Annotated in this window: 16 protein-coding genes; 13 read left to right on the forward strand and 3 right to left on the reverse strand. The window is 58.2% G+C overall.

Annotation, left to right across the window (positions count from 1 at the left end; all coding sequences use genetic code 11):
- Positions 1-1,407 (forward strand): APC family permease, encoded by a 1,407-nt coding sequence (locus B0T39_RS15200; RefSeq protein WP_081548028.1) that lies wholly within the window; start codon positions 1-3, stop codon positions 1,405-1,407.
- Positions 1,408-1,453: 46 nt separating this feature from the next.
- Positions 1,454-2,836: an aspartate aminotransferase family protein gene (locus B0T39_RS15205; RefSeq protein ID WP_081548030.1), complete on the forward strand. Its 1,383-nt coding sequence runs from the start codon at positions 1,454-1,456 to the stop codon at positions 2,834-2,836.
- Positions 2,837-2,972: 136 nt separating this feature from the next.
- Here B0T39_RS15205 and B0T39_RS15210 read toward each other — a convergent pair whose 3' ends face one another.
- The 3 genes from B0T39_RS15210 to B0T39_RS15220 form a co-directional block, all read right to left on the reverse strand.
- On the reverse strand, positions 2,973-3,296 hold the full coding sequence (locus tag B0T39_RS15210; protein WP_081548032.1) for a type II toxin-antitoxin system RelE/ParE family toxin: 324 nt from the start codon (positions 3,294-3,296) through the stop codon (positions 2,973-2,975).
- Complete coding sequence (locus B0T39_RS15215) at positions 3,293-3,547, reverse strand: type II toxin -antitoxin system TacA 1-like antitoxin (protein ID WP_081548034.1); 255 nt, start codon at positions 3,545-3,547, stop codon at positions 3,293-3,295. Before B0T39_RS15215 ends, B0T39_RS15210 begins: the two co-directional genes overlap by 4 nt.
- A 181-nt stretch (positions 3,548-3,728) precedes the next feature.
- Positions 3,729-4,688: a LysR family transcriptional regulator gene (locus B0T39_RS15220; RefSeq protein ID WP_081548035.1), complete on the reverse strand. Its 960-nt coding sequence runs from the start codon at positions 4,686-4,688 to the stop codon at positions 3,729-3,731.
- Positions 4,689-4,785: 97 nt separating this feature from the next.
- Between B0T39_RS15220 and B0T39_RS15225 the strand changes: the two genes are divergently transcribed.
- The 11 genes from B0T39_RS15225 (at position 4,786) to B0T39_RS15250 (ending at position 13,785) form a co-directional block, all read left to right on the forward strand.
- Positions 4,786-6,054, forward strand: a complete 1,269-nt coding sequence (locus B0T39_RS15225) for a flavin-containing monooxygenase (protein WP_081548037.1) — start codon at positions 4,786-4,788, stop codon at positions 6,052-6,054.
- 11 nt (positions 6,055-6,065) lie between these two features.
- Positions 6,066-6,488, forward strand: coding sequence for a RidA family protein (locus B0T39_RS15230; protein ID WP_081548039.1), 423 nt, complete (start codon positions 6,066-6,068; stop codon positions 6,486-6,488).
- Positions 6,485-7,159: a DUF1028 domain-containing protein gene (locus B0T39_RS15235; RefSeq protein WP_081548041.1), complete on the forward strand. Its 675-nt coding sequence runs from the start codon at positions 6,485-6,487 to the stop codon at positions 7,157-7,159. The genes B0T39_RS15230 and B0T39_RS15235 overlap by 4 nt, the downstream gene beginning before the upstream one ends.
- Positions 7,156-8,331: an acetylornithine deacetylase gene (argE, locus tag B0T39_RS15240; RefSeq protein ID WP_254894569.1), complete on the forward strand. Its 1,176-nt coding sequence runs from the start codon at positions 7,156-7,158 to the stop codon at positions 8,329-8,331. The genes B0T39_RS15235 and argE overlap by 4 nt, the downstream gene beginning before the upstream one ends.
- A 727-nt stretch (positions 8,332-9,058) precedes the next feature.
- Positions 9,059-9,223, forward strand: a complete 165-nt coding sequence (locus tag B0T39_RS25670) for a hypothetical protein (RefSeq protein WP_176219563.1) — start codon at positions 9,059-9,061, stop codon at positions 9,221-9,223.
- 138 nt (positions 9,224-9,361) lie between these two features.
- A complete protein-coding gene (locus B0T39_RS25130) occupies positions 9,362-9,748 on the forward strand; it encodes a hypothetical protein (protein ID WP_141111243.1) in 387 nt (128 codons plus the stop codon).
- On the forward strand, positions 9,741-10,577 hold the full coding sequence (locus tag B0T39_RS25135; protein ID WP_141111244.1) for a HEAT repeat domain-containing protein: 837 nt from the start codon (positions 9,741-9,743) through the stop codon (positions 10,575-10,577). Before B0T39_RS25130 ends, B0T39_RS25135 begins: the two co-directional genes overlap by 8 nt.
- On the forward strand, positions 10,567-11,478 hold the full coding sequence (locus B0T39_RS25140) for a hypothetical protein (RefSeq protein WP_141111245.1): 912 nt from the start codon (positions 10,567-10,569) through the stop codon (positions 11,476-11,478). Before B0T39_RS25135 ends, B0T39_RS25140 begins: the two co-directional genes overlap by 11 nt.
- Complete coding sequence (locus B0T39_RS25145; RefSeq protein WP_141111246.1) at positions 11,468-12,670, forward strand: hypothetical protein; 1,203 nt, start codon at positions 11,468-11,470, stop codon at positions 12,668-12,670. Before B0T39_RS25140 ends, B0T39_RS25145 begins: the two co-directional genes overlap by 11 nt.
- On the forward strand, positions 12,667-13,311 hold the full coding sequence (locus tag B0T39_RS15245) for an ATP-binding cassette domain-containing protein (RefSeq protein WP_176219564.1): 645 nt from the start codon (positions 12,667-12,669) through the stop codon (positions 13,309-13,311). Before B0T39_RS25145 ends, B0T39_RS15245 begins: the two co-directional genes overlap by 4 nt.
- A gap of 93 nt (positions 13,312-13,404) precedes the next feature.
- On the forward strand, positions 13,405-13,785 hold the full coding sequence (locus B0T39_RS15250) for an aminoglycoside 6-adenylyltransferase (protein WP_081548047.1): 381 nt from the start codon (positions 13,405-13,407) through the stop codon (positions 13,783-13,785).
- The last annotated feature ends 124 nt before the right edge of the window (positions 13,786-13,909 follow it).

The raw sequence follows: 13,909 nt of genomic DNA on the forward strand, positions 1-13,909 counted from the left end.
ATGCGCAAACCGCAAGCCCACCTTGCCCCGCCGCCGGCCCCCGCCCCCTTTCGCGCCAGCCTGGGCCTCGCCCCGCTGCTCGCCGTCGCCATTGGCCTCGTCGTGTCCCAAGGCGTGATGGTGCTGATGCTGCAAGGCGTCGGCATGGCCGGCATCGGCTTTCTGATCCCGCTGAGCCTGGCGTTCCTGCTGGCGCTCTGCTACGCCGTCTCCTTCTCCGAACTGGCGCTGATGATTCCCCGCGCCGGCAGCCTCAGTAGCTACACCGAGGTGGCCCTGGGCCAGTTCCCCGCCATCCTGGCCACCTTTTCCGGCTATGTGGTGGTGGCCATGTTCGCCCTGTCCGCCGAACTCCTGCTGCTAGACCGCATCGTCAACCAGGTCTATCCCGGCGTCTTTCCCCTCAACGGCGTCGCCTACGGCGTGCTGCTGACCTTCACCCTGCTCAACCTGCTGGGCATCGATGTGTTCGCCCGCCTGCAATCGGCGCTGGCGCTGGTGATGATCGTCGCGCTGCTGGCGCTGGGGACAACCGCGCTGAGCAGCGAAGCCCCCCCGGCGCTGGTCCAGGCCGCCAACAGCGACTGGAACCCGCTGGGCGCCGGCGTGCTGACGCTGGGAGCGCTGGCGATCTGGGGTTTTGTCGGCGCGGAATTCACCTGCCCGCTGGTGGAGGAAACCCGCCGCCCGCAACGCGATATCCCGCTGGCGATGATGCTGGGCCTCGGCGTGATCTTCATCACCATCGCCCTCTACTGCATGGGCGCGCTCTACCACCTGCCGCGCGCCACCCTGACCGCCGCGCCGCTGCCGCACCTGCAATACGCCACCGCGCTGCTGGGCCAGGCCGGCAAGCTGACCGTGGTGGTGATCGCCTTCACCGCCACCTGCAGCACGCTCAACAGCTCCCTGGCGGCTGTGCCGCGCATGCTGTACGGCATGGCGTGCAACGGCCAGGTCTTTCCCCAGTTCAAACAGCTGAGCCGGCGCTACCGCACCCCATGGGTGGCGGTGCTCTTCGTCGCCCTGATCACCGGCGCGCCGGTGCTGCTGATGGGAGACGACCCCGACACCATAGGCCTGCTGTTGCTGGCGGCGGCCATCGCCTGGCTGCTGGCCTACATCATCTGCCACCTGGACGTGATCGCCCTGCGCCGCCGCTACCCCACGCTGGCCCGCCCCTTCAAAACCCCGTTCTACCCACTGCCGCAATGCCTGGGCATCGTCGGCATGCTGATCGCCATCTACCACGTGTCGCCCAGCCCGGACATGAGCGCCGCCATCTTCGCCATCGCCGGCCTCGTGCTGGGCCTGGTGTCCTTGATCGCCGTCCTGTGGATCAAGCTGGTGATGCGCAAACCGCTGTTCAGCCCGGAACCGCTGGACCAGGCGCTGACCCGGCAATAGCCAAACGCCGGCCCCATCCGGCCCCATCCCCGACAAGGAGACCGTCATGACCGCTTTCACACCCCGCCGCAGCACCCGCGACTACCAGCAACTGGACGCCGCCCACCACATCAACGCCTTTCTAGATCAGAAAGCCCTGAACCAGGAAGGCCCGCGGGTGATGGCCGAGGGCCGAGGCGTCTATCTGTGGGACACCGACGGCAAGCGCTATCTGGACGGCATGTCCGGCCTGTGGTGCACCCAGGTGGGCTACGGCCGGCAGGAGCTGATTGCCGCCGCCGCCCGGCAGCTGCAACAGCTCAGCTACTACAATGTGTTCTTCCACACCACCCACCCGGCGGTGAACGAACTCTCCGAACGGCTGTTTTCCCTGCTGCCCGGCGACTACCGCCACGTGATCTACACCAACTCCGGCTCCGAAGCCAACGAGCTGCTGATCCGCTGCGTGCGCCGTTATTGGGACGTGATGGGCAAGCCGGACAAGAAAATCTTCATTGGCCGCCACAACGGCTACCACGGCTCCACCGTAGGCAGCGCCAGCCTGGGCGGCATGAAGTTCATGCATGAGATGGGAGACCTGCCCATCCCCGGCGTGGAACACATCGGCGAACCGTACTGGTTCGCCCACGGCGGCGGGCTGAGCCCGGAAGCGTTTGGCCGTCAATGCGCGCAAGAGCTGGAAGACAAGATTCTGGCGCTGGGCGCCGACAAGGTGGCCGCCTTCGTGGCCGAACCCTTCCAGGGCGCCGGCGGCATGATCTTCCCGCCGGACAGCTATTGGCCGGAAATCCAGCGCATCTGCCGCCAGTACGAGGTGCTGCTATGCGCCGACGAGGTGATAGGCGGCTTTGGCCGCACCGGGGAATGGTTCGCCCATCAGCATTTCCACTTTCAGCCGGACACGCTCAGCATCGCCAAGGGCCTGACCTCCGGCTACATCCCCATGGGCGGCCTGGTGCTGTCGCGCCGCATCGGCGAAACGCTGGTGGAGCAAGGCGGCGTCTTCGCCCACGGCCTGACCTACTCCGGCCACCCGGTGGCCGCCGCCGTGGCCCTGGCCAACCTGGGCGTGCTGCAAGACGAAGGACTGGTCGAGCGCGCCAGGACGGACACCGGCCCCTATCTGCAAACCTGCCTGCGCGAGGTGTTTAGCCAACACCCGCTGGTGGGCGAAATCCAGGGTGCTGGCCTGGTGGCGGCCTTGCAGTTCTGCCGCGACAAAACCACGCGACAGCGCTTCGCCGACGAAACCGACATCAGCTGGCGCTGCCGCAGCATAGGCTTTGATGAGGGCGTGATCCTACGGTCCACGCTTGGCCGCATGATCATGGCGCCGGCGCTGGTGATCAGCCGTGGCGAGATCGACGAACTCATAGACAAGACCCGCATCGCCGTGGACCGCACCGCTGAGGAGATGGGCCTGCGCTAGAGGGACGGATAAGCGAGCGGCTAGGCCAGGCTGCTGCCTGGCCTTTTCATTTGAAAACTTGGAAAAATCTGACGAGAAAACCACCAAACCAAGCTATTCGCCACTTAGAACAGCTTTGCATCAAACGATGCCGCCTCTATTCAGCGGAATAAGCCAGCCTGTCCCTGAGACGGGCGATGATGTCCATTCGCTCATGCAAGACGGCAAGAATCAAAGCCGGACCGTTCACCCGAGGAAGACAGAAAATGTAATGGCGCCCAGCCGCCTTCACCCTTAAGCCGGGAAGCAGCGAACTCATATCCTTGAACACCCCTTTGCCAGTTGCCACAGCGGCGGCGGCCTTCTCGATCTGCTCGATATAGGTCCGACACTGCGAATCGCCCCAGTGCTTAGCGGTGTAGCGAGCGAGCTCTCGAATATCGGCGGCGGCGCTCTTGGTAAGGATATAAGGCCTGCTCACTCAGACTTGCTCGATGCCAGCGCTTCACCGGCAATATCGGTGATGCTGCGGTCGATCACCTCCCCCCTCTGCGCCTCGGCCATGCGGAGGGCCAGCAGCGCTTTCAAATCTTCAAGCGCCTGGCCCTCGTCGGATGCCGAAGGAAACAGCCGCTCAAGAGCGTACTGCTTGATCGTTTTACCTTGCAACGCGGCCGCAGCCTTGAGAGCCTGGTGCTGCTGCTCGGTCACATCAATGGTCAAACGACTCATGGCCTGTTACTCCAGATAGATAGATCAGTACCACATTATCACAAATGTGTTTTTGTGTATGAACAAACGGCCAAAGTCCCCTCAGAGCCTGTTCAAAGCCTCGCGAGCAAGAGCGAGACAAGGCGAAAACGAGCGAAAAAGCGGAATGTACAAGTGGTACATGAGCATTTTGAGCTTGTTTTTAACGCCGTATCGCCGAAGCGCAGCAGACTTTGAACAGGTTCTCAGGGCGGCCCTCGTCGGCAGCGCCTCCCAATAATTGCAAACACAACTCACGCACCGCCTCCGCCTTGCGCGTCAGCCTCAAGGCCTGCGGCCAGGCCAGCATGATGGGCAGCCGCGGCACCTCGTCGGCGATGTCCAGGCAGGCCAGCTTGCCGCCGCCGTAAGCCACGTCCACCTCCGGCCGCAAATTGAGCAAGGCATAGCCGAAGCCCGCCGCCACCAGCCCGCGCGCCAGCTCGAAATTGATGGTGCGCAGCCCCACTTTCGGCTCCAGCCGCTGCTGCCGGAACAAGGACAGGAAATACTCGCGGCTGTGCGGCAGGTCCAGCAGCACCAGGGGTTCCGCCGTCAGCTCCGCCAACGACACCTTGCCGCGCCCGGCCAGTGGATGATTCGCCGCCACCAAGGCATAAGGGCGCGCGCCGGACAGCGGCAGCTTGTGCAAGCTCTCCGGCAGGCCCAGGTCGTAAGCCAAAGCCAACTCGATCCGCCCATCCGCCAGCGCCTCCCGCAGCTGCCGGGCGTCGCCCTCCAGCAAATCCACCTCCAGCTCCGGGTAAGCGTCGCGCAAAGCGGACAACAGCCGCGGCAGCAGGATGGGCGCGATAGTGGTGAAACAACCCAGCGTCACCCGGCCGCGCAAGGACTGGCTGATCTCCTGCGCCTGCGGCGTCAACTCCTCCGCCTGCTTCAGCAACTGACGCGCGGCGGCGATGAAGCTGCGCCCGGCCGGCGTCAGCGACACCCCGCGCGCGTGGTGGCGCATGAACAGCTGCAGGCCGAACACCTCCTCCAACTGGGCGATGGCGCTGGACACGCCGGGCTGCGACGTGTGCAGCGCCTTGGCCGCCGCGGTGACGCTGCCGTGATCCGCCACGGCGACCAGATAAGCCAACTGCCTCAGGGTGTATTGCATAATTAAAAATTATTCAATGCAGACAATATAACTATTTTCCGTATCCAGCCTGGCTTCGTAGACTGCCCTTGTCAAGCACGCAACAGGAGGCGTCAAGATGGCAATCGACAAGACAGACACGCTGATCATCGGCGCCGGCCAGGCCGGCATCGCCATCAGCGAACACCTCAGCCGCCACGATGTGCCCCACATCGTGCTGGAGCGCCACCGCATCGCCGAACGCTGGCGCAGCCAACGCTGGGATTCATTGGTCTGCAACGGCCCGGCCTGGCATGACCGCTTTCCCGGCCTGGAATTCGCCGGCCTGGACCCGGACGCCTTCGCGCCCAAGGAACGCGTGGCGGACTACCTGGCCGCCTACGCCCAAAAAATCAACGCGCCCATCCTCACCGGGGTGGAGGTGCTGAAAGTCAGCCGCCACCCGGACCGGTCCGGCTTCATCGTGGAAACCTCGGCCGGCGCCTTCCAGGCCGAGCGCGTGGTGGCCGCCACCGGCCCCTTCCAACAGCCCGTCATCCCGGCCATCGCGCCCAAGAACGACGCGCTGTTGCAAATCCACTCCGCCCACTACCGCGCGCCGGAACAACTGCCGGAGGGCGCGGTGCTAGTGGTGGGCGCCGGCTCCTCCGGCGTGCAGATCGCCGACGAACTACAACGCGCCGGCAAGCGCGTCTATCTCTCCGTGGGCGCGCACAACCGCCCGCCGCGCGCCTACCGCCAGCGCGACTTCTGCTGGTGGCTGGGCGTATTGGGCGAATGGACCGCCAGCGCCCCCAAACCGGACGCCGCCCACGTCACCATCGCCGTCAGCGGCGCACGCGGCGGCCACACCGTGGACTTTCGCGCGCTGGCGCATGAAGGCGTCACCCTGCTGGGCAGCGCCCAAGCGTTTGAGCGCGGCGCGGCCCGTTTCGCCCCGGACCTGGCAGACAACCTCGCCCGCGGCGACGCCAACTACCTCGCCCTGCTGGCGGCGGCGGACGCCTATATCGAGCGCAACCGGCTGGACCTGCCGGAGGAGCCGACCGCGCGCCATATACCGCCGGACCCGGAATGCGTGACCCGCCCCATCCTGGAGCTGGACCTGGCCGCGGCCGGCGTCGCCAGCATCGTCTGGGCCACCGGCTACGCCGCGGATTACAGCTGGCTGCAAGTCCCGGCCTTCAACGAACAGGGCCAGCCGCAACACCAGCGCGGCGTGTCCAGCGAGCCCGGCGTCTACTTCCTGGGCCTGCCCTGGCTGTCCCATCGCGGCTCCTCCTTCCTCTGGGGGGTATGGCACGACGCCCGTTTCATTGCCGACCACATCGCCATCCAACGCCAATACGCCGCCTACCGCGACGCCGGCCAACGCGCACAAGCTTAACGGAGCCCGCCATGACCCACACCCGCATCCGACCGTTCAACACCCGGCAAACCTACCCGGAGCAAAAACTGGACAACGACCTATGTCAGGCCGTGGTGGCCGGCAATCTCGTCTTCCTGCGCGGCCAGATCGGCCAGGACCTGGACAGCCGCGAATCCGTAGGCATAGGCGACGTGGCCGCCCAGGCCGAACAAGCGATGGCCAATGTCAAACTGCTGCTGGAAGAAGCCGGCAGCGAACTGGGCGACATCTGCAAAATCGTGATCTACCTCACCGACCCGCGCTACCGCGAAGCCGTTTATCTGGTGGTGGGCCGATGGCTGAAAGGCGTCTACCCGGTATCCACCGGCCTGGTGGTGTCGGCGCTGGCGCGCCCGGAATGGCTGGTGGAAATCGACGTCACCGCCGTCATCCCCCAGGAGCGCCGCGGATGACCTTCTCCATCGCGGCCCGCTGCCGGGACAGCGGCATGGTGGGCGTCGCCATCGCCTCCTCCAGCATCTGCGTGGCCAGCCGTTGCGCCCATGTGCGCGCCGGCGTGGGCGCCGCGCTGAGCCAGAACGTGAGCAACCCGCTGCTGGGCCCGCTGGCGCTGGAACTGATGGCGACGGGCGGCGCAGACGACGCGCTGCGCGCCGGCCTGCTGGCGGCGGACCCTCACCTGGAGTGGCGGCAACTGGTGCTGGCCCCGCTTCAAGGCCGGCCGCAAGTGATCACCGGCCGGCACGCACTGGGCCTGCATGGCGCCACCACCGGCCGCGACTGCGCCGCCGGCGGCAACCTGCTGGCCACGGCCGAACTGCCCCAAGCCATGGTGGCTGCCTACGAGGCCGCCGGCGGCGGCCTGCCGGAACGCCTGCTGGCGGCGCTGCAAGCCGCGGTGGACGCGGGCGGAGAGGCCGGCCCCATCCATTCCGCCTGCCTGCTGGCCACAGCCGATACCGCCTGGCCGGCCATCAATCTGCGCATAGACTGGAGCGACGGCCAACCCGTGGCGGAACTGGCCGAGCTGTGGCGGCGCTACCAGCCGCAAATGGACGCCTACCTTGCCCGGGCGCTGACCCCGCAGCATGCGCCCAGCTACGGCGTGGCGGGAGACCCATGATGCAACGCTACAGCTCGCTGGCCATGCTGGAGCGGCTGGTCGGCTTCGACACCGTCAGCCACCTCTCCAACCTGGAACTGATCCACTTTGTGCGCGACTACCTGGCCGGCTGGGGCATCTCCAGCCAGCTGATCCGCAGCGAAGACGGCGGCAAGGCCAACCTCTACGCCACCATCGGCCCCGCGGACCGGGGCGGCGTGATGCTGGCCGGCCACACCGACGTGGTGCCGGTGGACGGCCAAGCCTGGAGCGGCGACCCCTTCCGCCTCCAAGTTCGGGACCAGCGCGCCTACGGCCGCGGCAGCGCCGACATGAAAGGCTTCATCGCCGCCGTGCTGGCCGCCGTGCCGGACTTCGCCGCCGCCGGGCTCTGCACCCCGCTGCACATTGCGCTGAGCTACGACGAAGAAATCGGCTGCATCGGCGTGCGCCGGCTGCTGGACGTGCTGGGCGGGCTGCCGGCCTTGCCCAGAATGGCCATCGTCGGCGAACCCACCCTCATGCGCGTGGTAGCCGCCCACAAGGGCAAGCTCGCCTACCACGTGCGCCTGCGCGGCAAGTCCGGGCACTCCAGCCTGCCCCAAGCCGGCGTCAATGCCGTGGAATACGCGGCGGAACTCATCGTCTTCATCCGCCAACTGGCGCGCCGGCGCGCGGCGGAAGGCCCGTTCGACCCGCTCTACCCCGCGCCCCACACCACCCTGCACGTGGGCGCCATGCGCGGCGGCACCGCGCTCAACATCATCCCCGAGCACAGCGAATTCGAATTTGAAATCCGCCACCTGCCGGAAGACGAGCCGCAAACGCTGCTGTCCGCCATCATGGACTTTGCCCGCCAACAACTGCTGCCCGCCATGCGCGCCGTGGACCCCGACGCCGACATCGTCTTCACCGAACGCAGCGCCTACCCCGGCCTGCTCACCGCGCCGGACGCCGAGGTGGTGTGCTTCGCCCAATCGCTGCTGGGCGACGCCCGCGCGCCGGCCAAGGTTTCCTTCGGCACCGAAGCCGGACTGTTCTCCCAACAAGCCGGCATCCCCGCCGTGGTGCTGGGCCCCGGCAGCATCGCCCAGGCGCACCAGCCGGACGAATGGCTGGCGCTGGAACAACTGAGCGCCTGCGACAAGCTGCTCGACGCCCTGCGGCGGCGGCTGAGCGAGCCCGCCCCCTGACCCTAATCCGGCCGCGTCGGAACCTTCTCGCGCTTGCGAAAGCATGCACCTGGCCGGCCGCCATGTGTGCTAGCTCATCCAGCTCTTCCGGCTGGAGGTGCCGACCGACACGCTCAGCACAATGCTGTCCACGCTGGCCTAGCTACAAACACGACCAGAACCGCCGCAACAGCAGGCCGGCGGCTACCTGCTGACCAGCCACATCCGCGCCGCCAATCTGCAGCAATTGCAACGGCTGCCGCCACCGTTGACCGGTGGTGAAAGCATGCTGGAAGCCGCATTCGACCGCTACGCGGCAGTGCAAGGCACCACCCAAACGCCCGCGCGTCACCTCCCGCCAGCAGCATCGGCCGGAAACAACTGCGACCCGCTAAGCCCGCCAATCCTAGCGCTTCAAATATCAGCAAAATGTTCCCCTTATGGATTTTTCCCAGCCTTATGCGGAGCTAGCACGCTCCTGGCTGCAAAACTATCACGGACAAGACCTCCATCGCAGATCTCTCTCTGTAGATCAAGGTATCGACCTCACACCATCACTAGGAGAATGAAAGATATGCTGCGTAGCACAAAACTGACAATTTGCAACAAAACAACAAAGCCACATAAATATTCGTCGCTATTTCGCAAATTTTTGACATCTCAACATTCAGACACATACAGTGGAATTGCCGCAAAAATATGCGGATGTTATTAAATATGTATATATCAAACCACAAAGGAGAAATAAATGGATTACACAACGAAAAATGCCACAAACAATGCCAAAGGCATTGAAACAAGTTTAAATATTCCAAACTTAGGCTATGAAGTTGCTCCAGCAGGGGAGTCCGACTCAGTTGGCGGTTTACCATGCGCCGCAGCTGCCGTCGTTTTGATTGTTTGGCCGCTCTGAATCTAGCCAAGCGGTCGGAGCATTAGCTAATGGAGCATGTACTGGCAACAGTCATGCTCCAAACATAGCAACAATTATATTCTTGCAAATATATTTAATATGAACGCACTAACAATAGTACTACTTGGGATGATTGAAATGTGGATTGCCATACCAGTTGGCATAAAATTTGGCGTACCAATGTCACTAACCATTCCTCTTGCTTGCATCGGAGCACTGCTAGGAATTTATATTACTTCACTTCTAGGTGAAAAAGCTCATCTCACAATTATCAAATACTTCTCAATCAATTCAAAATCAGGAAACAGTTTAGCTGAACGTTTTTACCGAAATTATGGAGAAATTTTCTTTGCAGTGATCGGCCCACTAGCTATTGGTGCCACGCTATCAAGCGCCATTGCTGCAACACTCGGATTAAAACGTAGCAAAATCATCTACTACATGTCCACCTCTGTCATACTTTGGTCTATTGTTATCTGGCTTGCTTACCAATTATTCAATTTTACCTGGAGGCCTCATGTTTAGCAGAGACCAAATCTCTCAGAAATTAATCTCACTAACCAATCTAGCAAAAGACAACTTTAACTTACTACAACCTCACTTCTTGGATCTATACCGCTCCACTCCTCACTCAGGCTTACTAAACACCCAATTAACCTACATTCTAAACAATCCAGAATATGAAAATTCAGAATGGGACACAGAAGGATGGACTCTATTTAAGAATAAGATTTTGACACTTAAATACTTTCACTACACCCGAACAAGCAAGGCCTTATACTCATATCCATTTAATATCTTCCTTGGCATTATTGGGTCAAACTCCCTCCCCTACAAAAAATATAATCTCCCCGCGTCAATGAAGCATGATCAATTCAATCCTAAGCTTCAATTAGACTTGAATAATGTCGAACACTGTGTACTGGCACCTGGCGAGGTACTCTATGTCAACGCACAACGATATCTGTACGATTTTCAGCCATCCCATCAGTGTATTGCATTTAAACTGTACTCACCATTTACTTGCCTACAATGGATGTTTGATCGTACCAATGGACACGCCATACAAGCAATTGCTGCAAGCCAAGCAAGCTCAGAACTCATGTCTATCGCATCAGCAATGACAGAAATGCCTACATCTGAAACAATTTTCACTCTTCATGAGTTAGCAAAACACCATGATTTCTTTATTCGATGGCACGCATTACAACAAATCGCAAAATTATCACGAGAAACAGCCATTCAATTATTGAAAAAATTCAGCCACGACCCACACCCCCAGATATGCATTATGGCGCAGTCTTTCCTATCCACGATAGAACAATCTCAACAAAGACAACAACATGGCTTATAGCTTTTACCCTCAAATAGATTCCTCTTTGAATACAGAGGAGTTCATTGAAAAAATCCACGCCTCAATAGACATAAACGACATTGAAAGCGTCAAAGAAGCCGCCCCTTGGCTTAAAGCTTTAGCCAACAATAGAAGGTTAGTGCCAGACATCCTACAGCGGGATCTAAAAAATTATTTGTTAGGAAAAGAAACTTCTTTCTATAACCCACAGAGCTTTATTATTGGCAGCGGAAACAATTTCTTTTTGCGTGGCAATATGTGGTTCCCACTACCTCAACAACAAGGCCCACTAGCAGACAGAATGGCTGCTGTTTTCTCTTATCGGATGGCCCACGATCATAATTTTTTATTTGCAACAGTTGGCTACCATGGCCCAGGATATACCACTGAAATTTATGAGTATGACTCCTCATCTGTAATTGGCTACGTAGGGGAACCTATTAAATTAAATTTTTTGGAGCGCACTCAACTACCTGTTGGGAAAGTAATGATCTATCGCCCACATCAAGATGCTCACCTACAAATCCCACCAGAATCTTTAACTATCTCACTTAATTTAATGATAGCCAATCCAAAACACACGCAACGGGATCAGTATTTTTTCGATCTTGATCATTCATGCATAGCAAACTCTTCACCAGCATCTACTATCTATTTGCGTGCACATGTGGTAGAAATAGCAGGACTCATGGCTGATGAAAACACTGTAGATTTACTAACTGACCTATCACTATCTAGCAAATGCAATCGAATAAAATTAGCGGCGCTGCGTGGCTTAAAACATAGCAAACTACCTGAACCTCACTTACAGAACCTTATTGAACAAGCCAAACAGAGTTCCAATCCGAACTTTATCAGTTTAATGAAATTTGACGAACAATTGCATAACTATGCCGAGTAGAAAACATAAAATCTCTATCGGAAAATCACAGAACACTGTAGTAGTTGCTAGTACACTACGCTTCTACCAACTATTAAGAGCACAGCGCCATTTTTGGCGTCAGAGCATCCGAGAAATCATTGGACGAAACTTTAAATTAATATTGTTATTCTCCCCTCTACTACAAGTATTCTGGCAAGACCCTAGTCTTCTACTCAAGCTTGTGGCATCGACTTGGGTAGAAGGCACCACAAGAAATACACAATTTACTCTTTCACTCACATGGGCATTCATCTTTTACGGTTGGATCGCGTGGCAGCGGCAAGGCCTACAAGGCAGCAATTTTGCTGTATGGATGCAATCCTTACCGATTCCGACACCCATTACATATACTTTACAAGCCATAAAACTACTAGAAGCTGCGCTACCTCTACTTCTCTTGTATGTTTTGGCATACTACAAAACCAATCCTGAATTCAATACTGTCATTGCAACCTTACTACCTTGGCTATTTGCCGACACGTTGATTACTTGGCTTGCATATCGAGGGTATTTAATTAAGGCACTATTCGCCATATCAGGAAGAGCCCTGCTTGGCGCGCTACACTTAGAATTAGGTCTGGGGTGTTTATTATTGTCTATAGCAATCCCCACCACCACCGTCAGTCAACAACAATTCAAGCACTTACCTAGCCCCCCTATACAGTTCCCAGTAGTGACGCTAGCCTACTTGATGCTGCAGGGCTTGTGGCATCAGGGCAGAGCGGCGCTGTTTGGACGACTAATGATCGGCTTAGTTGTAGTCAGCCTAGTTTGGTATGCAAGTAATTATTTTGGCATGTCAGATCGCGCATGGGGACTTTCTGTCGTTGGCAGCACCATAATCCTTATTGTGCTGTACGGCCTACACGACAGCTGTCAAGAACTAACCGAACAGGGACGCTATTTTTTACTATCACTCCCTATTTCCTCCGTCAAATATACTCTGGCGAGAACTTTCGTGGTCACTTTACTTGCCGCCATTTTAATAATCCCCTTCATTTCAGCACAAATAAAATTACTTAACGTTAATTCTCTTGCCGGACTACTAACAGTCACATTATCAGCATCCTTTATTGCAGGCCAAATTCCTTTACATTGGCAATCCTGGCGCATGATATTGGTTTATGGCGGCTTTCCGCTCGCCATGTTTTCAACATGGTACCTCCTATGAATAAACATCCTTTGCAATTACGTGATGTATATATCGCTTTCCCTAACGGCACACCCATGCTACACCAACTATCCTTATCCTTAAAGTGCGGGGCTTACGCACTAACTGGGATTAATGGTGCTGGAAAATCGACACTTCTGGCAATGTGTGCGGGTATTATCACACCCGCCCAAGGCGATGTTCTAATTTCTGGCTATTCTCTTAAAAGCCAACCATTACAGGCAAAAAGCAAACTGGGGTTTATGCCTGATCAGCCCTGTGTCTACCCTTTTTTAACAGGTGAGAGCTATCTTAAGCTGATCGCCTCTTGCAAAGGGCTATCTCAGCTGGATGATATCGATGACCTGCTTCACCATCTCAAACTAGCCGACAAACTGCAACTGCGTTTTCAGGCCATGTCCTTGGGAATGCAACGCAAATTCATGTTGGTTGCCAGCCTGATGGGAGACCCTGAAGTCATCTTGCTAGATGAGCCAATCAATGGCTTGGATAGCGCTGCCGTTGCCTACCTGAGCACCCTAGTACGCCAACTGGCGGAACGGAAGGTCATTTTGGCCTCATCCCATGAGCCATGGTTTATTGAGGACATCAAGGCCACAGTTTTACAACTTGAAAACCAAACAATTTTACCTACAAATTGAAATCGCTATATTTTTCTCACTCCTGTGGGTAATAAAATAGAAACTTTCAAAACAATCCATAATCCGATATCAGCCTTCTCCTACCTTTTTGCCATGCGAATCGATACCCCCCAGGCCCAACGCCTGAACGCCGCCATCGCCTGGGCGCAGCAACGCCCGGACGTGGACGCGCTGATCCTCACCGGCTCCTTTGCCCGCATTGATGGCAGCGCCGACATCCATTCCGATCTGGACCTGGAAATCATCGGCCCGGACCCGGCGGCGCTGGCCGCGGACGACGGCTGGCTGCGCGACATCGGCCCCCTGCTCACCGTGCTGCGCCTGGGCGAAGGCCAAGCCTGGCCCACCCGCCTGGCCATCTACGCAGACGGCGTCAAAATCGACCTCACCCTGGCCGGACCCGCCCGGCTGCAAGCCATGCGCGAGCACGGGCTGGACCCGCTGTACCAGCGCGGCTACCGCGTGCTGCTGTGATCTTCCCCCTCCAGCCATACCAGCGATAAGGAGAGAAGTCCTAGGTTTGCATGGTAGTGGTACTGCTTGATAGTTCGGTGGTCCGCTGCTGGCGATAGCGTGCCGCAAACACTGCTGGTGGTAT

The organism is Chromobacterium haemolyticum (assembly GCF_002081825.1).
Classification (GTDB): Bacteria; Pseudomonadota; Gammaproteobacteria; order Burkholderiales; family Chromobacteriaceae; genus Chromobacterium; species Chromobacterium fluminis.